Genomic DNA, 23,497 nt, shown 5'->3' on the forward strand with positions numbered 1-23,497 from the left:
GCCGATACCAGAGCACTCCGGCCTACAGGTACATCCCGTCCGGAACCGTCGCGCGGTAGCGTCCGCTGCCGACCTCGGCCAACAGCGCCGCCGTGCTGAGATGCTCTCCATCGCCGGCCAAGACGGCGCGGCGGACGATCTCGCGGATGTCGCTCCCGCTGGTGCACTCAGGAAGAGCGGCCACGACGGCCGCCGTGTCCAAGGCCTCGCCGTCGGTGAGGTCACCGACCAGCGCCGCAAGGATGCGGGCAGCATCAGCGCGGGTCGGATAGCCGACCTCGACGATCGAGTCGAACCGCCCGGTGCGGATGGCCGCCTTGTCCAGGGTGGTGGCATCGTTGGTGGAGGCCAACGTCAGAATCCGGGCGTCGGATTGAATATCCATGGCCTGCAACAGTTCTGACAGGCCGCCGCCGCCGACTGCTCTGTCGTGGCACCACAGGTCGACGTCTTCGAGCACGAGCAGCACAGGACCCCCAAGGTGCTGCGCCTCCTCCACCACGGACGTCAGCAGTTCGGCCCCTGCCTTGGCTTCGACGTAGATGACGGTGAATTCGCCGACGAGCTCACCGGCGACGACTGCGCTCACCGCCGACTTGCCGGTGCCGGGCGGGCCGCACAGCAGCACGCCGCGCCGCGCGCCGAGGCCATGCGCGTTGAGCACGGCATGGCGGTCGCGCACGGCGACCACTCCCAGGTCGATTTCGTTCCACACCTCGTCGCCGACGATCACATTCTCGCGCGTCGCCGTCGACGGCAGGTCGATGACCGTCAGACTCAGCCCCTGCGCATCGGTGGCACGCGCGACCCGGCCCCGGTATGGGTTGAGATCGTTGGCGCGTACGGCAAGCCGGTCCAATACCGCACGGGCACGATCCTGGGCCTCCGCGGTCACGTACACCGAGACCTCGGCCGAGAGCAGGATCGCCGCGCGGGCCTCGAAGAAGATGACGCATCCGGCGTCATCCAGCAGCGTCCCGGCCGGAAAGTGCACACGCAGACAGAGCGGGTGGCGGTAGCGCTGGCCGCCGATCTCGGTCTCGGACCACTTCGGTGGATTGGCGTACTCGCCCGGGCCGATCTCGCAGACGCTCCCATGTTCATCGATCCACTCCGCCAGTGCCATCGCGGTGGTCAACCGGGACACCGGATTGAGTGGACGTTGCTCGTCGAGCAGGTGACCGCAGTCCGTCACGCCCAAGCAGCGGGCGGTGAACCGCTCTGCGGTTTCGGCAGTTTGGCGTTCTGCGACGCCGATCAGCAACTCACCCAGTGCGCGCAGCGCTGGCTGCACACCGCGGTCTAGGTTGTCGAGCCATTCATCGACGTCGGCGATGGGCAGGCGCGCGTCAGCGCCGCCGGTTGGCTCGGCGCTCAGATCGGTTGAATCGTCGTTGATGAGCGTCATCGCGTTGTCGGCATCCAGTCGTAGGCAGCCCTACAGAGTCGCACGCGACCGACGAGCGGTCAACCCATTTAGCTCTGAGGGTCGGCCTACGCGTTCAGAACGCCAGCAGCACCTTGCTCGATCTCGCGGCGTCGCCTGCGATCGCAAACGCCTCGAGGGCATCGGCGGCCGGATACTCGGCGGTGATGACGGCCGATACGTTCAGCGATCCATCGCCCAACGCCGCGATGACGTCGTCGATCTCGTCGTTGAAGCGGAAGCTGCCGATGAGGTCGAGTTCACGCGTGATCGCCAGCGACATCGGCACGGGCTGATCGCCGGTGGGCAGCAGTCCGACCATGACCACGGTGCCGCCCCGAACGGCTCCGCGGATGGCCGACGCCAATCCCCGGTGGTTGCCCGAACATTCGAAGACGACGTCGGCTTCGACCGCGGCGATCGCATCAACGTCGCCGGCATGCAGGACGCGGTGTGCGCCTGCCCTGCGTGCGATGTCGAGGGCGTGGTCGTGCACGTCGACCGCCACGATCTCGGCCGCACCGGCCCGCGCGAGCACGGCCACGATGAGCGCTCCGATGGGCCCGGCACCGATCACGAGCGCTGAGCGTCCCGCCACCTCCCCCGCGCGCCCGACGGCATGCCACGCGACGCTCGCGGGCTCCGCCAATGCCGCGGTGCGCAGATCGAGGCCGGCGGGCAGGGTTCGCAGCATGCGGCTGGGGACGGCGAGGTGGCTGACGAATGTGCCGTCGTTGTGCGGCACCTGCGCGGCGCTGCCCAGATAGGTGCATCCGGGTGACAGGTTCGGCCGATCTGCCGGGTACTTGGCGCCGCCCCCGCGGGGCGTCGCCGGGTGGATGGTGACCCGAGTTCCAGCGCCGGGACCTGTGCCGTCGGCCGCCGGTACCAGCACGGTGCCAGAGGCCTCGTGCCCCAGCCGCATCGGTGCCCGCAGAATGGATTCGCCTGCCGCACCGTGCTGCCAGTAGTGCAGGTCGGATCCGCAGATTCCGCCGTAGGCGATCCGGACCACCGCTTCGCCGGCTTCGGGCGGAGCCACCGGGACCTCCTCGACGCGCAGATCCCCCGCCCCGTGGGCGACGACGGCCAGGGCAGTCGATGGAGGTGTGTCGAAAGTGGTCATCGCGCCACCGGTTCCGACGTGGTCAGCAGGTCCAGTTCGTCGCGGCGGGGCATGCCTTCCCAGTCGCCGTCGACGGTGCAGGCGAGTGCACCGACGGCCGTCGCCGTGCGTAGCCGCTGCTGGATGTCGCAGCCGGCGAGCCGGTCGGCGAGGTAACCGGCGACGAAACCGTCACCGGCGCCGACGGTGTCGATCACCGACACGGGTACGGCGGGTTGGCGGTACTCGACGCCATCCACCACGGCGAGTGCGCCGTCGGCACCCAGCTTGACGACGGCCTCGGCCGGGCCCATCGCGCACAACCCAACCGCCAGTTGCGCAGGAGTACCGCTGCCGACGACGATGGCGGCCTCGTCCGCGCCTGCGAACACGACGTCGGCGAGCGCGACGAGCACACGATAGGTCGGACGCGCTTCGTCGGCTGACCACAGCGAGTGACGATGGTTGACGTCGAACGACACGGTGATTCCCAGCCCCTTGGCATGCTCGACGTAGTGCACGGTCGCCTTCGCCGCCGAATCCGACAGCGCTGGTGTGATTCCCGTGACGTGAAGCAAGGTCACGGTGTCCCACAACGTTTCTGGGACGTCACCGATGGCGAATCGTGAACCAGCGCTGCCATCGCGGTAGTACCAGACGCGGGTGGCGGAGGCGGTCCGGCGCTCCTTGACCATCAGCCCGGTGGGTGCGTCGTGGTCGCGCACGACGTGTGGGCGAAGGTCTTCGGCGCGCAGTTCGCGCTCCACCAGGTCGCCGAAGCTGTCGTCGCCGACGCGCCCTACCCAGGTCACTTCCGCGCCGAGCCGGCGCAGCGCCACCGCCACGTTCGACTCGGCGCCACCGATACCGAGATGCATGGTGGTGGTGTGCGCCAGCGGACCGGTGCCCGTCGGACGCAGCAGGGCCATCGTCTCGCCGAAGGTGAGCACACTCATCGATGCGCCTCCGCGGCCGCCACGGTGTCGTTGAGTTTGCGGCACCGTCGCGCGAGGGCATCGAGGTCTCCCCCGCTGAGCGCGTCACCGATGAGCGGCCCGCCCACGCTCACCGCGCAGGCACCGGCGCGGATCCATTCGACCGCCTCGGCCATGCCGACGCCACCCGATGGGATGACCTCGATGTCGGGGAACGGGCCCCGCAGGTGCGCAACGTAATCCGGACCCACCAGGGCGGCCGGAAAGACCTTCACGGCAGTGGCACCCGCGGCCCACCCCTTCCACAGCTCGGTTGGGGTGAGACCGCCGGGATAGATCGGCACACCGGCAGTCACGGCCGCGTCGATCACCGCGACGTCGGTCGTCGGTGTCACCACGAAGTCGACCCCCACGCCGAGCGCCTCGTTCAGCTGCGCCACGGTGGTGACCGTCCCGATGCCCACCTGGACCTCGTCGGGTATGCCTGCGCGGATGTCGGCGAGCACGTCGAGCGTTCCCGGTGTGCTCATCGTCAGCTCGATACCGCGAATGCCGTTGTCCGCCAATACGTCGACGACGGGTGCGTATCGGCGCGCGTCGGCCGCGCGCAGCACCGCGATGACGACGGGCGTCACGGCAGGCCGGGGATTCGCGTGGTCCCGCTGCTTGGCGACCGTCATGCGCGCGCCTCCTCGGCCCGCACCGTCAGCGCGTCACGGGTGTCCGTCAGGTCGCGGTTGCGGGTCTCGGGGGCCACCACCGCCGCGATGAGGACGGTGACCGCCATCGCAATCATGTACACCGCCACCGGGATCCAGGACCCAGAGAAGGCCGTGATCAACGACGCGCAGATCAGGGGCGCGACGCCGCCACCGAACACCGAGGCGAACTCCCGGCCGAGTGTCACGCCGGCGTAGCGGTAGCGGGCACCGAACAGTTCGGGGAAGTAGCTCATCGTGACGCCGACGGCACCTTGGCAGGCGAGGATGAATCCGACGATCATCACCAACGTGATCAACAGGTGCGAACCGGTATTGAGGGCGAGGAACGTCGGAATCGGCAACAGCACCAGGCAGATGACGATGCCGATGTAGACGGGCTTGCGGCCTACCCGGTCGGACAGCCTGCCGAAACCGTATGCCGCGATGCCGCCGCAGATCGCCCCGATCAGCAGGACCTTGGGGATGAACGCCGGATCCACCCCGACGTCGTTCTTGAGGTACGACGCCATGAACACCTGATAGGTGTAGGACTGCGAGCTGATCCCGATCGTCATGAACATGACCAGCAGTACCGAACGCCTGCCGTTCGCGAAGACGTCGCGCAGCGGAGTCTTGGGTACCACGTGGGATTGCTTGAGCTGTTGGAAGACCGGGCTCTCGGTGAGTCGGCGCCGGATGACGAAGGCGGCGATGGTCACGAACAGGCTGCTGCCGAACACGAGCCGCCAGCCCCAGGTCATCAGGTCGTCCTCTGGCAGCATCTGCGCAAGGATCCAGGCAATCGCGCCGAGTGCGGTGCCGAGTGCGGCGCCGGTCATCACCAGGGCCGCGAGTCTGCCCCGCCGCCCGATCTGCGCGGTCTCGGTCAACAGGGTGGCACCGCCGGATTGTTCCGCGCCTGCGCCGAAGCCCTGCAGGAATCGACACAGCACCAACAGGATCGGGGCGAGCAGGCCCACCTGGCCGTAGGTGGGGAGCGCGCCGATCAGTAGCGTCGCGCCACCCATCAACAGCAGCGTGGCCACCAACACCCATTTGCGTCCGAGGCGGTCGCCGTAGCGGGAGAAGAACAGGCCACCCAGTGGTCGAGCGAGGAAACCCACGGCGTACGCACTGAAGCTGGCGACGATGCCTGCGGCCGGCGAGATATTGGGGAAGAACAGCTTGTTGAAGACCAGCGCCGAGGCGGTCCCGTAGATGACGAAGTCGTACTGCTCGAGGGTGGTACCGATCAGGCCCGCCCACGCCGCACGCCGGACGGCGGCGGGATCGTGGGTCACCTGGTCCCCGGACTGGTTCGCCGACGGATCAATGGTTGTCGTCATGTCTTCCTCGCTGGTTGGTGCCCGGCCAGGGCTGGATGGTTGTATGGGCGACGTCATCAACTCATCGCCTCCTCGGCCGCAGCGTGCGGACCGTGAGCGACGATTGTCTCGACGAATCGAGTTGTTGCACAGACGAAATCATCGGATGACGCTAGGTCGCCCTGGAAGAGCACGCCAGGGGCGAGCACGCCGCGAACGAAGTCGCGGGTGGAGGCGGATCGCGCGGCCAATTCGACGAGGCGCTGCCGCGCGGGGTCGGCCATCGCGCCCGCCTGCGGACCGGGGTCGAAACCGTGCGGTGCGGCGATGCAACACAGGTAGGCCGCGACGGTCAGGGCGAGGTGTCGTGGTGTGCGGCCGGCGCGCAGATGGATGTCCGCCGGGATGGGAATCCGCTGGGCCAGTTTCACCGATCCGTCGGAACCGACCTGCGCGGTGCGATGCCCGAGCGCGGTATTGGACCAGCGGTCGAACAGCTGGGTGGTGTAGTCGTCGACGCTCACGTCACCTGGCACGGTGACGGTGGGCAGGTAGTCCTCGAGCATCACCTGCCGCGCCGCTGATTCGATGAAGGGTTGCGCGACCGACTCGGGAATGGAGGCACGTCCGTCGAGCGCCCCCAGATACGCGATCAGTGAGTGCGTGCCATTGAGCAGACGCAGCTTCATCAGCTCGTAGGGTTCGACGTCATCGGCGAAGGTCGCACCGCCGACTTCCCAGGAGGGCCGCCCACCCGGGAAGCGGTCCTGCATCACCCACATCGTGAAGGGCTCTGCGGGGACGGCGATCTCGTCGATCACGCCGAGCGAAGTCCGAGCCGCCTCGTTGTACCGGTGGGCACCGCTGGGCACGATGCGATCGACCATCGAATTCGGGAAGGAGGCGTGGCGGTCCATCCACGCCAACGTCTCGTCCGCGGACGGCAGTGCCGCGATGAACTCCCGCACCAAGGCCTCGGTGCGCTGGCCGTTGGCGAGCAGGTTGTCACAGCTGAGGATGGCGACGGGCTCTCCGTGGGTGCGTGCGCGCGCGACGAGGCCGCCGGCGATGCGACCGATCGGCGTCATCGGCGACGACGGGTCGGCGAGGTCGTGCCGGACCGCCGGTGAGTCGACGTCCAGGGTGCCGGTCCTCGGCGAGGTCGTGTAGCCGTGTTCGGTCACCGTGAGGGTGACGATGCGCGTGGTCGGCGCAGCGATGGCGTCGACGACCGTCTCGGGGGCATCGTCGGCGACCATGACGCCGGTGTGCACGCCGGGCACCGCTACCCGCGACCCTGCGGGTGAGATCTCGACCACGCTGTACAGCAGGTCCTGTGCGTTCATCGAATCAACCACGGTGCGTGAGCGATTCGCGACACCCAGGATGCCCCACGGTCCCGGTTCGGCGGCCAGCGCCGCGGCCGTGTACACCGCCTGGTGAGCGCGGTGGAAGTTGCCGAGGCCCAGATGCACGATTCCCGTTCGACGCGCGGCCCGCGGATTGATCAACGCGCTCGCGGGCACCGAGGTTCTCGTCAGTACCGCCGCCGGGGCGAGGCCGGTTCGGTCGGTGGTGCAGTCGGTCACGGGATCACCAATCGGTCATCGAGCCGTCGAGACGACGGGCGACGGGTAGGTAGGCGGCGTCGTACGGGTACTTCACGGCGAGTTCTTCGTCGATCTCCACGCCGATCCCGGGCTGTTCGCCGGGAGTGAGGTAACCGTCGGAGAAGCTCCACGCGTGCGGGAACACCTCGTCGACGAGGGGGTCGTAGCCCATGTATTCCTGGATGCCGAAGTTCGGTGTGGCCAGCCCGAGGTGGATGCTCGCGCCGAGGGTGATCGGCGAAACGTCGGAGGGACCGTGCGGCGCGCCCCGCACCTGGTGGACCTCGGCCAGGCCGAAGATCTTGCGCACGTGGCTGATTCCGCCGGCGTGGGCGATCGCGACCCGGATGAAGTCGATGAGTTGCCCGCTGATCAGCTGGTGGCAGTCCCAGATGGTGTTGAAGACCTCGCCGATCGCCAGCGGCGTCGTGGTGTGCTGGCGCACCAGCCGCAGCGCGTCCTGGTTCTCGGCCGGGGTGACGTCCTCGAGCCAGAACAGGTCGACGTCTTCGACGGCCTTGCCGAGCCGGGCCGCCTGCTGAGGCGTGAGCCGGTGGTGCGCGTCGTGCAACAGCTTGATCGACGGGCCGACGTGGTCGCGTACCGACCGCAGTACGCCGGGGGCGTGGGTGAGATAGGCGTCGGTGTCCCAGATCTCCTCCACCGGTGCGGCACCGCGGGCGGCGGGCTCGTAGCCGGCGGCGTCGCGGTGTACGCCGTAGACGGACTCCAGGCCCGGTACCCCGGATTGGGCGCGCACCGCGATGAAGCCCTCGGCGAGACGCTTGTCCACGGAGTCGAGCAGTTGCGGCAGGTCCCAGCCGGTGGCGTGGGTGTAGGACAGCACGCGATCGCGCACGGAGCCGCCGAGGAGTTGATATACGGGCTGTCCCAGCGTCTTTCCCTTGATGTCCCACAGCGCGACGTCGACCGCGCCGATCGCCGCCATGGTGACGGGTCCACGCCGCCAGTACACGCCGCGGTACAGGTACTGCCAGGTGTCCTCGATCCTGGCGGCGTCGCGGCCGACGAGCAGCGGTGCGACGTGGTCCTTGAGGTAGGAGGCGACGGCGAGTTCGCGACCGTTGAGGGTGGCGTCGCCGTAGCCGACGACACCGTCGGCGGTGGTGATCTTCAGCGTGACGTAGTTGCGGCTGGGGCTGCACACGATGACGTCGGCGGCGACGATGCGGTCGGTCACGAGGGGGTTCCTCCCTTGGCGGCAACGAGATTGAGTAGGGGTTCACCGCGTTGCAGGCGTCCGATGTTGGCGGTGATGTCGTCGACGCGGCCGATGAAGGTCTGACGAGTGATTCCCGAGGAGTGCGGGGTCATGAGGACGTTGTCCAATTCGGCGAACGGCAACCGGCTGGGTGACCCGGTTCCGTTGGCCGGGTAGTCGTACCAGACGTCGAGCGCCGCGCCGGCGATGTCCCGGTTGGCCAGCGCCCCGTAGATGGCCGTCTCTTGGACGAGCGGTCCACGGCCGACGTTGACGAGGACGCCGGTCGGTCCGAGAGCGCGTAGCTCCGACTCACCGATGATGCCCGCGGTGCTCTCGCTCAGGGGTGCCGACACCACGACGACGTCGGATTCGGCCATGAGCTCGCCGAGGCGATCGGTTCGGCCCGCCCAGCGCAAGCCTGCGCTCTCGTCGACGACGCCGCGGCCCGTGATTGCTGATCCGCTGCAGCCGAACTGCCGCAACAGGTTCCAGCATCGGCGGCCGATGTGCCCGAATCCGACGAAGCCGACGTGTGCGGCGCCGAGCGCGTCGGGTTGGGTCAGCGCGTCGTCGTACACCGACGTCGCCCAGACGCCTTTGCGCAACTGCCGGTCCTGGTCGAGGAACCGGCGACGCAGCAGGATGGCGGTCGCGACGACATACTCCGCGATCGACTGCTCGTGGTTGAACGTGTTGGCCACCACCACGTCCGCCGGCAGTGCATCGAACGCGATGCCGTCGGTGCCCGCTCCGCTGACGTGAACCAGCCGTAGGTTGCGTGCCAGCTTGGCGATGGGCGCCGGGAGTTTCGTGCCGACGAACACCTCCGCATCGGGGATGTCGGCTGCCACGGCGTCGCCGTGCGGCTCGTCGTGCCAGACCAGCGTGGTCCCGGAGGGTAGCCGGCTCTCGAACCGCTCGCGGTGTGGCGTCAAATTCGCGTCGGCGACGACGATTCTCATTCCGGGTTACCTTCCGTCCGGCCGAAGACGCGGTCGTGGACGGGCCCGCTCGACTCGCGGACGACCAGCTGGGTGGGCAGGTGGACGATCCGCGGCGCGGCGTCGGGTTCCGCCGCCCGTTGCGCCACCAGATCGGCGCTGACGACTCCGGCGCGAGCCATCGGCACGCTGATGCTGGTGAGGGTGGGATGGAACAGCTGGGCAAGCGGCGAATCGTCGATGCCGATGACGCTGAGGTCGTTCGGCACCGAGAAGCCCATGGCGCGAACGCCGTTGATGAGCCCGATGGCCATCGGATCGTTGTGGGTGATGACGGCGCTGGCGCCGGTGGCGATCACGCTCGCGGCGGCGGCGTGCCCGCCGGCCGGTGTCTCTTGCTGCCAGCCAAGGACGTCGAGCCGGACCCCGCGGTCGGCACACAGCTCCTCGACCGCCGCCGTGCGTTGCGCATTCGACCATGACTGAGCCGAACCCTGCACGTAGGCGATGCGGGTGTGGCCGAGCGCGAACAGGTAGTCGACGGCCTGGCGCAGGCCGTCGCGTGAATCGGCCACCACGCAGTCGCATTCATCGGACAACCGGTTCACCAGCACCAGCGGGGTGTCGCCGGCGAGCTGCACGATGTCCTCCGCGGGCAGCCGCGGTGCGCACACCACCAGGGCGTCGACGTGACCCTGCAGCTCCCCCACCACTTCGCGTTCGTGGTCGGCGCTGCCGTCGGTGTCGGTGAGCACGACCGTCTGGCGGCGGTGCCACCCTTGGGCCTGAGCCGCCTTGACGAACGACGCGAACACGGTGTTGCCGATGTCGGGCACCACCACGGCGATGGTGGTCGCTGTCTGCCGCCGCTCGGTACCCCGCGCGGCGCTGTAACCGATCTCGTCGGCGGCGGCGATGATGCGCGCGAGCGTGTCCGCGCCGATCCGGTCCGGCGTGCTGAACGCCCGCGACGCGGTGGACAGGGACACGCCGGCTCGCTCGGCCACCTGCGTCAGGGTCGGTGCCACGGGCCACTCCTCGTTTGTCGTGTGACGGCTGACACAACGATGCCCCTTCTTGCGCAATGTTGTCAAGGTCTTGCACAACTATTGCCGTCGCTGAGCGGGCAACGAAGCTCGTTAGGCCGGCGACGCTCCCCGTGCTGCATCGAGACGCGCGGGCTCGATCCGGTAGACCCGCCGGGCGGTGCCCGACCAGACGTGGCTTGCCTCTTCGGCGTCAAGGCCCGACAGCGCCGACCTCAGCCCGGCGAACACGCGGTCGTAGCCACCGCTGGCCACCGAGATCGGCCAGTCCCCGCCGAACATGAGCCGTTCCGGGCCGAACACCTCGAGCGCGCGATCGACGAAACGGCGAATACCGTCGACCGTCCACTCCCCGGAGTCGGGGTAGAGGCCGGAGATCTTGGCGCTGACGAGGGGATTCTGCGCCGCCGCGGCGATCAGCGACCACCACGGCTCGACGTCGCGCGCGCCGATCGGCGGCTTCGCCAAGTGGTCGATGACGATGCGAAGCCCGGGATGTCGTTCGGAGACGGTAGGCACGTGCTCGAGATGCCGGGGCAGGTTGGAGACGAAGTCGAACGCGGTGTCGCCCTCCTCGAGGACGGCGAGTCCCTCGTCGACTGAGGCGCTCACGAGCCAGTCCGGATCGGCCTTGTGGTGAACCAGATTGCGAATGCCGACGACCCGGTCGTCCCGGCGGAGCTCGGAGAGACGTGCGGCGGCATGCTCGGGCCGATCCAGCGGAAGGTAGGCGACGATCGCCACCACAGTTGGGTGGGCGTCGGCCACCTCGAACATCAGGTCGGTATCGCCGTCGTCGTCATCGGACTGCACCAAAACCGTGGCCTCCACGCCATTGCGAGCAAGGTGCGGGACGAGTTCCTCGAACCCAAAGGTGCGATTCCACAGCGGAACGTGCGGGCCGAGCCACGGATAGGGCGCCCGGGTCAGGTCCCAAACGTGTTGATGCGCATCGATGATCATCGGACGGCTGCCTCGGACACCACCGCCGCACGTGGGTGACGGGTCGACCAGTACACGCCGTCGGGGTAGGCATAGTCGGCCACGGACGCCGGGAACATCTGAGCGCTATAGCCGGGTTTCGTGGGTAGCACGTACGCGCCGCGCTCGACCACGCAGGGATCCGTGAAGTGCTCGTGCAGGTGATCGACGAACTCGGTCACCCGGTTCTCGGTCGTGCCCGCGACCGCAACGTAGTCGAACACGGACAGGTGCTGCACCAATTCGCACAGGCCTACCCCGCCGGCGTGTGGACACACCGGCACGCCGAACTTCTTCGCCATCAGATAGACCGGGATGATCTCGTTGATCGACGCCAGCCGCGCCGAATCGAGCTGGCAGTAGTCGATGGCCTCGGCCTGGAACAGCTGTTTGAACAGCACGCGGTTCATGCCGTGCTCACCGGTGGCTACGCCGATGGGCGCCACGGCCTTCCGGACCGCCGCGTGTCCGAGGACGTCGTCGGGGCTGGTGGGTTCTTCGATCCACAGTGGCCTGAACCTCGCCAGCGCGTTGACCCATTCGATGGCTTCGGGCACGTCCCACACCTGGTTGGCGTCGATCATGAGGTGGGCGTCCCAGCCGATCACCTCGCGCGCGATCGTGCAGCGCCGGATGTCGTCCTCGAGGTTGGCACCGACCTTGAGCTTGACGTGGCGATAGCCATCGGCGATCGCCTGGGCGGCGAGTTCTCGTAACTTGTCGTCGGAGTAGCCGAGCCAACCCGCCGAGGTGGTGTAGCAGGGGTAGCCCGTGCGTTCCATGTCGGCGACGCGCGCGGAGCGGGTGAGCATCGTCTCGCCCAGCATGTCGATGGCCTCCTGCCTGGTCAGCACGTCGCTGAGGTAGCTCAAGTCGAGGGTGTCCACCAGGTCTTCGGTATTCATCTCGGAGAGGAAGCGCCACAACGGCTTTCCAGCTACGCGTGCGGCGAGATCCCAGGCCGCGTTCATCACTGCGGCCATGGCGAGGTGCTCGACGCCCTTGTCGGGTCCGAGCCAGCGCAATTGAGAGTCGGCTGCCAGGTCCCGGTACGTCCCGCCGAGGTCACCGACCACGCCGGCAACGTCGCGACCGACCAGGGGTTCGCCTCGCCGTCGAGCGGCAAGCGTGCAGATGTCGTTGCCCCGGCCGATGGTGAAGGTGAAGCCATGGCCCGCGAGTTGGGGATCGTCGGTGCGCAGCACGACGTAGGTCGCCGAGTAGTCGCCGTCCTTGTTCATCGCGTCGGAGCCGTCCATCGACAGCGATGTCGGGAAGCGCACGTCGGTGACGTCGACGGAAGTGATGCGGGTCATGGCAGCTCCTGAATGCGGGCGGTGTGATCTTCCGGCGCGTGTGGAGATCAGACCCGCGGCAGCGAGATCCGACCACAAGGCGTCCGGAATCGGACGGTGGTAGCGGTTGGCGGCGTCGGCGACCTGCTCGGGACTCGCAGCACCCACCACGACGGAGATGACAGCCGGGTGGCGCAGCGGAAAGGCAAGTGCGGCGTCTGGCAGTGTCACGCCATGGCTTTCGCAGACGGCCGCGATTGCCTCGACGCGAGCGACGAGTTCGACGGGGGCCGGTGCGTAGTCGTACTTCGGGTCGGGGCCCGGCCGCGGCGTCGCCAGCAGACCGGAGTTGTAGACGCCTGCGGCGACCACGCCGACGCCGCGTTCCGATGCCAGATCGACCAGATCGTCGGCCTGTTCGAGCAGGGTGTATCTGCCTGCGCACATCACCAAGTCGACTCCATGGTCGTCGCGAATCAGTTCGATGAGAGGGTCGGTGAAGTTCATCCCGGCTCCGATCGATCCGACGACGCCTTCCTCCCGCAACTCGATCAGCGCTGGCACGGCCTCGGCGAGCGCTTGCTCCCAATGGTTCTCGGGGTCGTGCAGGTAGGCGACGTCCAGGCGGTCCAGTCTGAGACGACCGAGGGTCTCGTGCACCGAACGGCGGATGCCGTCACGGCTGAAGTCCCATCTCCGGCGCATGGTGGCGGGGACGTCGAAACCCTCATCGTCCATGCGGCCTGCGACGTTCGCGTCGGGCTCGAGCAGTCGGCCCACCTTCGACGACAGCACGTACTCTTCCCGGGGCCGCTCCCTCAGCAGCGAGCCAAGGCGACGTTCCGAGAGACCCAGTCCGTAGTGGGGCGCGGTGTCGAAGTAGCGAATGCCCATGTCCCAGGCGGCATCCACGATGCGTCGCGCATCGTCGTCGCTGATCCCGCGGTACAGGTTTCCCAATTGGGCGCCACCGAGTCCCAGTTCGGTGAAGCTGGTCCGTCCACGTGTGCGTGCGGGGATCACGGAGCCATCAGGCATCAGCCCTTGACCGCCCCCACGGTCTCACCTCGGATGAGGTACTTCTGCGCACCCACGAACACGATGAGCAAGGGAAGCATCGAGATGAAGGTGGCCAGCGCGAGCTGTGGCATGTAGAGCTTCACGTCGAGACCGGCAGCTACGGTCGGGTTGAACAGCGGACTGGCCCCGATGAGCTGCTGGATCCCGATCGAGAGTGTGTTGTTGTCCTGGTTGGAGGACAACAAGGCCAGCGGCAGAAAGAAGTTCGTCCAGTTGGCCACGAAGGCGAAGAAGCCCACCAGCACCACCGCCTGCCTGGAAATCGGCAGACCGATCCGCCAGAAGATCGCCACCTCCGACAGCCCGTCGATGCGGGCGGCCTCGACCAGCTCTCGCGGCATCGTGGTCATGAAGTGGATGTAGGAAAGGTATACGCCGAATGGAAAGAACCCCATGATGATCAGCACCGGCCAGAGTTCACCGACCGCCCCGATGGCATTGACCTCGAGGAACAATGGGATGACCAGGACCGTATTGGGCATGACCATTGTGACCAGCGTGATCATCAAGATGACCCTGCGGAAGCGAAACCTCAACCGCGCCATGGCGTAACCGGCAGGAAGTGCGGCGGCCAGACCCAATAGCGCCCCTCCACCGGCGACGAACAGTGAATTCAGAATCCACTGCGTGAACAGGCCGCCATTCGGCCCGAAGCCGTTGACCTGTGACCAGTTGTGCACGACGTTGCTCCACGAGACGTCCCCCAACCCCAGGAATCCGCCGGCACCGGTGTCGACTCCGTGCTCGGAGCGGAAGGCCATCGCGATGAATCCCACGATCGGGAAGACGAAGATCGCTGCAACGAAGAGCATCGTGACCACTCGCGCAAGGCGGCCGACGGTCCAATACTCGACCCGTGCCGAGCGGACGTCGAGCTGGCTCATGACGGCTCCTCGGTTCCGAACAAGCCACTGCGGAAGACGATGAGCAACCCGATGGACAGGGTGATCACCAGCAGGATGAGCGACATCGCCGCCGCTGCGGGAAAGTTGTAGTTGCTGAACGCGAATGCGTAGCCCAGCTGTGTCGGTGTCCACTGGTCAGGCAGCGCGTTACTGGCGACCTGGTCGAGCAACTGAGGCTCGAGGAACAGCTGGAAGCCGTAGGCCAGATTCATCAGGGCGGCGTAGCCCAGCCATGGCCGGATGATCGGCAGCTTCACGTACCAGGCAAGCTGCCAGGCGTTGACGCCGTCGAGGCTCGCCGCCTCCAGCACTTCCTCGGAGATGCCGTTGAGGCCACCGTTGACGACGATGATCCAGGAACCGACGCCCTGGAAGAACATCATCGCGGTGAGGATGAACGGCAGGTGGTTGGGCGTCGCCACCGCCTGCTTGATGGTGTCGATGCCCAACGCGTGCCAGACGCCTTCGATCGGGGATTGGCTCGGATTGAGCAGGTACACCCACAGCACCAGGTTGGCCACCCCGGCCAGGGCGCCGGGGATGTAGTAGACGAACCGCATCGTCGCACCGAAGGCGCCCGGGCTTGCGTGGACGAGCAGCGCCAGAGCCACGATGCCGATCATCATGATCGGCAGCCAAACTGCCAGTGTGGCAAACACGTTCATGAACGTGTCAACGAAGCGGAAGTCGGTGACGACGGTTCGAAAGCTTTCCACGCTGCCGAACTCGGAACGTGGGTGCAGCGGGGTCGACGGTGTTTCGAGGGCCGTCACGATCGCATAGCCGACGGGGATGATGCCACCGATCATCAGCAGCGCGAGGTACGGGGTGCTCAGCAGCCACGCGCCTCGGGTCTCCGCCGATAGCCGTCCCTGGGAGCGGCGCGGCCGGCGCGACGCGACCGCAACCGGAGCGCGCACGACGGGAGCGACGGTCAGCCCGTTCGTCATTCGGTTCTCCTAGTTCTGCTGGGCAGGGTCCGGACTGAACACGGGACCGGTCAGTTGACCGTGTAACCCATTGCCTTTGCCTGGTTGAGCAACTCGCTCTCGAACGCGCTCCAGCCCTCCTCGACGCTCTTGCCGTCGACAAGCGCGGGCGCGAGCGTTTCGGTCCAGACACTGCCGGTGTTGTAGAGCATGTAGGAGTGGTTGGGCTGGACGAACTGGATGGCCGCCTTCATCGCTGCGAACGTGGTGTCGTTGTCGGCGAAGTAGTTCGCCCGAGATTGCTTCTGGATCCACGCATCTCGGACGGGACCGTACGCGGGAAGACCGGTCGACAGTTCGACCTGCCAGGCGGGATCGGTCGCGACGAAACGTGCGAAGGTCAGGGTGTTCTCGAGTTGCTTGCCGGTGATGTGCTTGGACACTCCCCACAGGCCGCCGCCCTCGTCGCCGGTGGCCGGCTTGGTGTCCCCACGCCACGTAAGCGGTTCGACGGCGGTCATCTCACCGGCCGGGATCTTCCACGTCTGGTTGAACAGGTAGTCGCCCCACCATGCCGCACCCGGGCTCATCACCAGGTTCGCGCCTACCTTGGCGGCGTCGGCGTCGAAGATGCCGAGCGGCGAGAGGGCCTTGCCCTTGACCATGGTCGACAGCAGGTCCTCGGCGCGTTGGCACTTGGGATCGGCCAGATCGATGTGGGCCACGGTTTCGGAGACGCGTTGGTTGGTCGGGCAGCCAGAGGCCCAGAGGTAACGATCCGGAGCGTAGGCATCTCCGGTGAACCCGCCGATCTTCCCGGGGTGTTCCTGGGCGATCTTGACCGCCAGATCGGCGTACTCCTCCCAGGTCTTCGGGACGGTGTAGCCGTTCGTGTCGAAGAATTTCTTGTTGTACCAGAACACATCCGGTGCGGCGTCGTTGCGCAGGCACCGAACTCGGCCGTCGACGTTGCACGGTTCGTTCACCGCTCCGTCGTAGCCCTTGATCACGTCGGGAACGAGGTCGGTGAGGTCAGCGGCGTAGTCGATCTGCGCACCGGTGGCCCAGGCGATGTCGTCGTTCGACGGAAAGAAGATGGCGTCTGGCCAACCCTTGCCCGCCTGATTGAACTGGGCGAATTGCTGCTGGAGCGTCTTCCCGCCGACCGTGCCGTCGATCTGATTGATCGTGACGTCCATCTCGGGATGCGCCTTCTTGAAGGCCTCTGCCGCCGGAACGCGGGGCGGGTCGACCCACACCGTGATGGCCCCGCCGGAATCCGTCGGCGCGGCCGCCGTACCGCTTCCCGAATCGCTGCTGCAGGCGGCCATTAGCAGCATCGCGGCCGCTGCGACGATCCCGGCGGCGGCCTTCATGCCCGAACGGGCATTCCTCGACTTCATCAAGAAACTCCTTGGGATTGTCGTGAATGTGCGGCGCGAGTCGATGAGAAGCGCGCGGCTGCTCAAACGTTAGACCACTTGCGTGATGTTGGTCAATCGTTTGAGCAAGAAATCGCCTTCGCCGTGGGAAACGGCTCGTCAGCGCCGCTTGAAGGGCGCAGACGACTGCCGGACGATGAGCTCCGGCGCAGGATCGGTGATGACCTCGTCGACGGTCACCCCCGTCTCGATCCGGTCGATCACGGCATGGACGGCCGTGCGTCCCATTGCGTAGAACTGCATCTTCACCGCGGTCAGCGGTGGCCAGGTGTTCTCCGCCGTCCACGAGTCGTGCACACTGACGACCGAAAGGTCCTTGGGCACACGGATCTTCAGATCGCGAGCAGCACCGAGAAGTCCCACTGCGGCGTTGACGTTCGCGACGACGACCGCGCTCGGTGGATTGTCGAGCGCCATCAGGCATTCGAGTGCTGAGCGCCCATTCGCCGGTGCATATCCCAATCGTGTTTCATAGCCGGGCGGCACCGGGACGCCGGCGTCTGCCATCGCGGAGTAGTAGCCGACCCGTCGCCGCTTGGCCGTGAACGAGCGTGGCAGCCCATTGGCCAGCGCAATGCGCTCGTGGCCCAGCGCGAGAAGGTGTTCCGTCGCAATCCGAGCGCCGGTTTCGTCGTCGAGGACGACCGACCCAGGATGGCCGCGGTAGGCCGAGTTGATCAGCACGATGGGCGCACCGGAGTCGAGCAAACCGCCAAGACCTGCCGTTGGCACACTGTCGCCAACCTGCACCACCATGCCGTCCACCCGGTTCTCCCCGATCAGACGCCCGATCACCTCACCGCCGGGCCGGACGTCATCGGCGCGGCCGAGCAGCAGTGTGTAGCCGCGAGCGGCAGCTTCGTCCTCGCCGCCGTGCATCAGTTCGGTGAACAGCGCGTTGGTGAGATCTGGCACCACCAGACCGATCACCTGAGTCCGCGCGGACTTCAGTGCCCGCCCGGCGAAGTTCGGGCGGTAGTGCAGCTCGCCGGCCGCTTCGACGATCCGCTGCCTGGTTGCCTCACTCACCCGCGCCGAAGGTGCATTCGAGAGCACGCGTGATACCGCCGAGATCGACACCCCGGCGCGGGCTGCGACATCCCCGAGCGTCGCCGCGTGGCGCTGTTTGGCATCGAGGGGCCGTGGAACCGGACCGTTCGGGTCCCTAGCCATCGGCAGTCCGCGTCGTCACCATCATCGCCCCTCCGTGGTCCTTGACATGTGCGCAATCGTTTGACCAATATTAGACCGGGTGATGTGGACCGCTGCAACCGCCCACCCCGACCAATGGCCCGAGGAATGGCACGGCCATGGCTTCGCAAGCTCGCCAACCCATTCGGCGCGTCTACCAACCGTCTCGACAGAGGCGGCACGGACACCGCGTCCGACCGAACCACTCCGATGTGCCCGCACAATCCGCACCGAATCGTCCGGCACGTGCCTGCCGGTGAAGGGATGTTGTCGTCATGGCTTCCGTGACCTACCGAAACGCCGAGCGCACCTACCCGGGTGCCGAACACCCCGCGGTTCGCGATCTGAACATCGACATCGGAGACGGTGAGTTCATGGTGTTCGTCGGTCCGTCGGGCTGCGGCAAGTCGACGTCCCTGCGGATGCTCGCCGGATTGGAGGAGGTGACGGCCGGCGACATTCTCATCGGCGATCGTTCGGTCACCCACGTGCCGCCGAAGGACCGCGACATCGCGATGGTGTTCCAGAACTACGCGCTCTACCCCCACATGACCGTCGCGGAGAACATGGCGTTTGCACTGAAGGTCGCCGGTGTCGGCAAGGCCGAACGCATCGCCCGAGTCAACGAGGCGGCCGACCTGTTGGATCTTCGCGAGTACCTCGAGCGCAAGCCCAAGGCGCTGTCCGGCGGGCAACGCCAACGAGTGGCGATGGGCCGGGCCATCGTGCGACAGCCGCAGGTGTTCTGCATGGACGAGCCGCTGTCGAATCTCGATGCCAAGCTTCGGGTTTCGACCCGGACACAGATTGCGGCGCTGCAACAGCGACTCGGTGTCACCACCGTCTACGTCACCCATGATCAAGTCGAGGCGATGACCATGGGTGACCGCGTCGCAGTCCTCAAGGACGGCATCCTCCAACAGGTCGACACTCCCCTCGCGCTGTACCGAACTCCAGCGAACGTGTTCGTCGCCGGCTTCATCGGGTCACCCGCGATGAACCTGCTAGACGCGGAGATTCGCGATGGGCGCGCCATCGTCGGCGGCCACGAGATTCCGGTGGATCGTGCGGCGTTGGCGAAGGCGACCGGCGCAGTCACCATCGGCGTCCGGCCGGAGTCCTTCCGGGTCGTCGGTGACGGCCAGGACGGACTACCAGTGCAGGTCACGTTGGTCGAGGAACTCGGTGCAGATGCCTTCGTCTACGGCACGTCCGGCGTCGAAGGGACGCCGAGCAGCATCGTGGTTCGCGTACCGGGTCAGATAAGCCACGCCAAGGGTTCGACCATCAAGGTCAGTACCGATTCGACGGCCGTCCACCTCTTCGACACCGCCACCGGAATTCGGTTGCGTGCGTAGCGTTCCCATCATCCCGTCGACCCGCAGCGAGAGGATTCCGCAGTGCTCACCGCGAACTACCTGGGCGCCCGAAACATCGAGATTCGTCACCTCGACCCCAAACCCGTGGGCCCGGGCCAGGTCCGGATCGAGGTGGCCTATACGGGCATCTGCGGTACCGACCTCCATATCTTCCATGGTCACATGGACGCCCGGGTGGACATCCCCGCCATCATCGGCCACGAGATGAGCGGTCGGATCGCCGTGGTCGGTGACGGGGTTACCGGGTGGCGAGTCGGGGATCACGTCACCGTCATGCCACTGCGCTGGGACGGCACGTGTCCCGGCTGCCGGGCCGGACACCAACACATCTGCCAGAATCTCGACTTCGTCGGAATCGACTCCCCCGGTGCGCTGCAACGGTTTTGGAACGTCGACGCCGATGTCCTGGTACGGCTGCCGGCCGGCTTGCGTCTCGATCACGCCGCATTGGTGGAACCCGTCGCGGTCGCCGTCCACGACGTGCGCCGCGGGGAGGTCGCAGCGGGTGACCACGTGGTGGTTCTCGGCGGGGGCCCGATCGGAGTCTTGATCGCCACCGTCGCGCGGCACGCCGGAGCCAAGGTGGTGGTCGTCGAACTCGACGAGGGCCGCCGCGCAGCCATCACCGAGCTGGGGTTCGACGTGCTGGATCCGACCAGCACCGATCAGGTCGACTGGGTTGAGGATTGGACCGCCGGGGCGGGCGCCGACGTGGTCTTCGAGGTCTCCGGAGCTGCCTCGGCGGTGCTCGCGGCAACTGATCTCGTGAAGGTGCGCGGCACCGTCGTCGTCGTTGCCATCCACCCGCAGCCCCGTCCCATCAATCTGCAGCGCGTGTTCTGGCGTGAGCTGCGACTTCTTGGAGCACGGGTGTACGAGCGGACCGACTTCGAGCGGGCGATCGAACTTCTCGATAGTGGCGTCATCCCGGCGGCCGCGCTGATCAGCAGCATCCGGCCCATCACCCAAACCGCAGACGCGTTCGCGGATCTGGAGGCAGGCAAGGCAATGAAGGTGCTCATCGATCTCGGCGCCAGCGAGGACCCCAAGTGACCACCACACCGTTCGACCTCTCCGGGAAGGCCGCAGTAGTCACCGGGGCCAGGCGCGGCATCGGCTTGGCGATCGCCGAAGCACTGTCCCGCGCCGGTGCCGACATCATCGGCGTCAGCGCCAGTTTGGAATCCACCGGCAGCGACGTTCAACGCCGCGTCGAGGCAGCAGGCCGTGACTTCACCGGCTACCAAGTCGATTTCAACGACCGCGACGCGGTGATCGAACTCGGTGCCCAGCTGGCAGCACGCCCGGTAGACATCCTGGTCAACAACGCGGGAACGATCGAACGGGAGCCAGCCGCCGAACACTCTCTGGAGATGTGGGACCGCGTTCTCTCGGTGAACCTGGACAGCCAGTTCGTGCTGACCCAGGCCGTCGGGCGCTCGATGATCGCCCGCGGACACGGGAAGATCATCTTCACGGCCTCGCTCCTGAGCTTTCAGGGCGGCGTCAATGTGCCCGGATACGCGGCGTCCAAGTCCGCCGTCGCCGGGCTCACCAAGGCATTGGCCAACGAGTGGACGTCGCTCGGCGTGAACGTGAACGCCATCGCGCCAGGCTACATCGCGACCGACAACACCCAAGCGCTGCAAGACGATCCAGATCGCAGCCGGTCCATCCTCGAACGCATCCCGGCCGGTCGTTGGGGCCAGGCCAGCGATCTCGGCGGCGCTGCGGTGTTCTTGTCCAGCTCCGCTTCTGATTACGTCTCCGGAATCACGTTGCCCGTCGACGGTGGGTGGCTCGGCCGCTAACCGACCGCGGAGCCCATCCGCGTCACGGCCTCAGTCAGAATGTCCTGGGACGTAGCGAAATTGAGCCGCACGTGCCCGGCCCCACCCGTACCGAAGACATGTCCGGAACTCAGGGCCACGCGCGCCTTGTCGAGGAACATCGCTGCAGGCCCTTCGAGATCGCTGACGACACCGCGGCGCCCCGACGGCGCATCCGGTCGGGAGGCATCCAGTGAACGGCAATCGAGCCAGGACATATAGGTGGCCTCGGGTGGTGCGTAGGTCAGCATGGGCAGGTGCTGCCGCAGCAGGCTGCCCAGGAGGCGCCGGTTTGCGTCGAGGCCGACGAGCAGATCGTCGAGCCACTGCCGCGCTTCGCGAAACGCGGCGGTGTGGGCGATCACTCCGAGGTGACTCGGGCCGTGGCCAACCTCTTCCGGCATTCGGTCGAGGTCTGCGGCCGCCGCGGGTCCGGCTATCGCCACGGCGGCCTTCAACCCGGCGAGGTTCCAACCCTTGGATGCCGACACGACCGAGAAGGCGTCGTCGCTTCCAGGAACGCTGAGGTACGGCGTGAAGGACGCTCCCGACAGGATCAGCGGCGCGTGGATCTCGTCGGCGACGACGCGGATCCCGTACCGGTTCGCCAGCGCCGCGACCTCGCTGAGCTCCTTGCCGGAATGGACTGTCCCCGTTGGATTGTGCGGATTGCACAGCAGGTATGCGGCGGCGCCGCCGTCGGCCGTCGCGGACCTGAACGCCTCGTCGAGCGTCTCCATGTCGATCCTGCGGTCGGCACCGAGCGGGGCTTCGACGACCCGGCGTCCCATGTGCTCGACGAAGGCATAGAAGGGCGGATAGACCGGGCAATTGATAACCACGGCACCGTCCGCTGGGGTCACCAGGCGCAGTACCTCGACGATGCCCAACATGACGTCGGGAACGATCGCCGTCCTCGCCACGTCGATGCCATCCCATCCCCACCGATCGTGCGCGAACTCTTGCACTGCCTCCGCATAACCGGTTCCGTACGGATAGCCCGTGTCTCCGCGATCAATGGCGTCGCGGAGGGCGTCGGCGACCGGCGGCGCAAGCTGAACGTCCATTTCCGCCACCCACAGCGGAAGTACGTCGGCGGGGTGGGTTCGCCACTTCATGCTCGTGCGGGTCCGCAACTGTTCGAGGCTCAGTTGCTCGAGGGGGGATGGCATGCCGTCGATTCTCCTAGAGCCAGTACGCGGCGACCGGGAGGTCGATGTCGTGTGCCGCGGCGTCGATGATGTCCAGGAACTGCCGGGAGGGCGGGGAGGGTCGCCGCCGGGTGTTGCGGAGCACGCCGATTCGACGGATGACGGGTTCGGTTCCGATCGGCCGCGTCACCACTCCCGGTATCGCCATCAGCGGGAGCACGAAACCCGGTGCTGCCGAGACCCCGAGGCCTGCCGCGCACATTCCGGCTATCGATGCGACGTTGCGCGCACTGATCAGACGAGCAGGCACCACGCCGTGGCCGGCCAGTGCGGCATCCACGATCATCCGGACGGAGCTCGCATCGTCGAACGCTATGAACGCTTCGCCCGCAAGGTCGATCCAGTCGATCGTCGGCTGGTCGAGCAGACGATGGCCCACGGGCAGTACGCAATGGAAGTGATCGACGGCGATCGCCTCGAACACGATCCCTGCCGCGGTCAGCGCCGGCTGCATCGCTTCGGGCGGTGCCGCGGTGACGGCGAGATCGACGGCGCCGCTGCGGACGTACTCGGTGATCTGCCCCGCGAGCACGTCTTCGACTTCCACCAGGATCTCGGGGTAGCGATGCCGGAAACGGGTGATCATCGGCGGTAACAGCGAGACCGCCAGTGACGGCAACGCGGCGAGCCGCAGGACGCCCTTCGTGCCGGCGAGGTAGGCCGAGAAGTCGGCGGTCTCTTGCCCATAGACATCCAGGATGGCCCGCGCCATCGCGATGAATTGCTCACCCTCGTTGGTCAATTCGAGTTGCCGGGTGGTGCGCTCGAACAACCGCACGCCGTAGAGCCGTTCGACTTGTGCCACCGTCCGGCTCAACGACGACTGTGCCACCAGCAGCTCTCGGGCGGCCTTGCTGAAGCTGCGTTCGGCGGCCACGGCCACCACAGCCTCGAGCTGGCTCAACGTCACCGGTATGCGCACAGCGCATAAATCTATGCCA

At 66.9% G+C, this 23,497-nt stretch carries 20 protein-coding genes; 3 read left to right on the plus strand and 17 right to left on the minus strand.

The annotated features are described in order from the left end of the window. Window positions 1–22 precede the first annotated feature (22 nt). The 15 genes from N536_RS0110825 to N536_RS38050 all read right to left on the minus strand — a co-directional run bounded on the left by N536_RS0110825 (window position 23) and on the right by N536_RS38050 (window position 18,119). Window positions 23–1,408, minus strand: a complete 1,386-nt coding sequence (locus tag N536_RS0110825; RefSeq protein ID WP_029113627.1) for an ATP-binding protein — start codon at window positions 1,406–1,408, stop codon at window positions 23–25. Window positions 1,409–1,502: 94 nt separating this feature from the next. After that, complete coding sequence (locus tag N536_RS0110830) at window positions 1,503–2,552, minus strand: L-idonate 5-dehydrogenase (RefSeq protein WP_029113628.1); 1,050 nt, start codon at window positions 2,550–2,552, stop codon at window positions 1,503–1,505. Beyond that, window positions 2,549–3,487: a sugar kinase gene (locus tag N536_RS0110835; protein ID WP_029113629.1), complete on the minus strand. Its 939-nt coding sequence runs from the start codon at window positions 3,485–3,487 to the stop codon at window positions 2,549–2,551. Before N536_RS0110835 ends, N536_RS0110830 begins: the two co-directional genes overlap by 4 nt. Then, complete coding sequence (locus tag N536_RS0110840; protein ID WP_029113630.1) at window positions 3,484–4,101, minus strand: bifunctional 4-hydroxy-2-oxoglutarate aldolase/2-dehydro-3-deoxy-phosphogluconate aldolase; 618 nt, start codon at window positions 4,099–4,101, stop codon at window positions 3,484–3,486. The genes N536_RS0110835 and N536_RS0110840 overlap by 4 nt, the downstream gene beginning before the upstream one ends. Window positions 4,102–4,142: 41 nt before the next feature. Further along, window positions 4,143–5,513, minus strand: coding sequence for an MFS transporter (locus N536_RS0110845; protein ID WP_029113631.1), 1,371 nt, complete (start codon window positions 5,511–5,513; stop codon window positions 4,143–4,145). 56 nt (window positions 5,514–5,569) lie between these two features. After that, window positions 5,570–7,081, minus strand: coding sequence for a mannitol dehydrogenase family protein (locus N536_RS0110850; RefSeq protein WP_231514481.1), 1,512 nt, complete (start codon window positions 7,079–7,081; stop codon window positions 5,570–5,572). A gap of 4 nt (window positions 7,082–7,085) precedes the next feature. After that, window positions 7,086–8,303, minus strand: coding sequence for a D-mannonate dehydratase ManD (gene manD / locus N536_RS0110855; RefSeq protein ID WP_029113633.1), 1,218 nt, complete (start codon window positions 8,301–8,303; stop codon window positions 7,086–7,088). Next, window positions 8,300–9,289 carry a 2-hydroxyacid dehydrogenase gene (locus N536_RS0110860; RefSeq protein WP_029113634.1) on the minus strand — a complete coding sequence of 330 codons (990 nt, stop codon included), beginning with the start codon at window positions 9,287–9,289 and terminating at the stop codon, window positions 8,300–8,302. The genes manD and N536_RS0110860 overlap by 4 nt, the downstream gene beginning before the upstream one ends. After that, window positions 9,286–10,296, minus strand: coding sequence for a LacI family DNA-binding transcriptional regulator (locus N536_RS0110865; protein ID WP_029113635.1), 1,011 nt, complete (start codon window positions 10,294–10,296; stop codon window positions 9,286–9,288). The genes N536_RS0110860 and N536_RS0110865 overlap by 4 nt, the downstream gene beginning before the upstream one ends. 111 nt (window positions 10,297–10,407) lie before the next feature. Beyond that, window positions 10,408–11,277, minus strand: a complete 870-nt coding sequence (locus N536_RS0110870) for an amidohydrolase (RefSeq protein ID WP_029113636.1) — start codon at window positions 11,275–11,277, stop codon at window positions 10,408–10,410. Next, a complete protein-coding gene (locus N536_RS41425; RefSeq protein WP_081809145.1) occupies window positions 11,274–13,628 on the minus strand; it encodes an aldo/keto reductase in 2,355 nt (784 codons plus the stop codon). The genes N536_RS0110870 and N536_RS41425 overlap by 4 nt, the downstream gene beginning before the upstream one ends. Continuing rightward, a complete protein-coding gene (locus N536_RS0110880; RefSeq protein ID WP_029113637.1) occupies window positions 13,628–14,554 on the minus strand; it encodes a carbohydrate ABC transporter permease in 927 nt (308 codons plus the stop codon). Before N536_RS0110880 ends, N536_RS41425 begins: the two co-directional genes overlap by 1 nt. Then, window positions 14,551–15,525, minus strand: a complete 975-nt coding sequence (locus N536_RS0110885; protein WP_051574404.1) for a carbohydrate ABC transporter permease — start codon at window positions 15,523–15,525, stop codon at window positions 14,551–14,553. The genes N536_RS0110880 and N536_RS0110885 overlap by 4 nt, the downstream gene beginning before the upstream one ends. Before the next feature lie 50 nt (window positions 15,526–15,575). Continuing rightward, window positions 15,576–16,907, minus strand: coding sequence for an ABC transporter substrate-binding protein (locus N536_RS0110890; protein WP_029113639.1), 1,332 nt, complete (start codon window positions 16,905–16,907; stop codon window positions 15,576–15,578). 138 nt (window positions 16,908–17,045) lie between these two features. After that, window positions 17,046–18,119 carry a LacI family DNA-binding transcriptional regulator gene (locus N536_RS38050; RefSeq protein WP_051574405.1) on the minus strand — a complete coding sequence of 358 codons (1,074 nt, stop codon included), beginning with the start codon at window positions 18,117–18,119 and terminating at the stop codon, window positions 17,046–17,048. Between the two features lie 293 nt (window positions 18,120–18,412). On the opposite strand from N536_RS38050, the gene N536_RS0110900 reads away from it, so the two are divergent. Genes N536_RS0110900 through N536_RS0110910 form a run of 3 tightly spaced genes read left to right on the plus strand, consistent with a single transcriptional unit; the run spans window position 18,413 to window position 21,327 of the window. After that, window positions 18,413–19,495, plus strand: a complete 1,083-nt coding sequence (locus N536_RS0110900) for an ABC transporter ATP-binding protein (protein WP_029113640.1) — start codon at window positions 18,413–18,415, stop codon at window positions 19,493–19,495. A 42-nt stretch (window positions 19,496–19,537) separates the two neighbouring features. Continuing rightward, a complete protein-coding gene (locus N536_RS0110905; protein WP_029113641.1) occupies window positions 19,538–20,569 on the plus strand; it encodes a (R,R)-butanediol dehydrogenase in 1,032 nt (343 codons plus the stop codon). After that, on the plus strand, window positions 20,566–21,327 hold the full coding sequence (locus N536_RS0110910) for an SDR family oxidoreductase (RefSeq protein WP_029113642.1): 762 nt from the start codon (window positions 20,566–20,568) through the stop codon (window positions 21,325–21,327). The genes N536_RS0110905 and N536_RS0110910 overlap by 4 nt, the downstream gene beginning before the upstream one ends. Here N536_RS0110910 and N536_RS0110915 read toward each other — a convergent pair. Then, window positions 21,324–22,517, minus strand: a complete 1,194-nt coding sequence (locus tag N536_RS0110915) for a MalY/PatB family protein (RefSeq protein ID WP_029113643.1) — start codon at window positions 22,515–22,517, stop codon at window positions 21,324–21,326. The genes N536_RS0110910 and N536_RS0110915 overlap by 4 nt on opposite strands. Window positions 22,518–22,530: 13 nt before the next feature. Continuing rightward, window positions 22,531–23,478, minus strand: coding sequence for a LysR family transcriptional regulator (locus N536_RS0110920; protein ID WP_029113644.1), 948 nt, complete (start codon window positions 23,476–23,478; stop codon window positions 22,531–22,533). Window positions 23,479–23,497 lie beyond the last annotated feature (19 nt).

This window comes from Mycobacterium sp. URHB0044 (assembly GCF_000620625.1).
In the GTDB taxonomy this organism is placed as follows: Bacteria; Actinomycetota; Actinomycetes; order Mycobacteriales; family Mycobacteriaceae; genus Mycobacterium.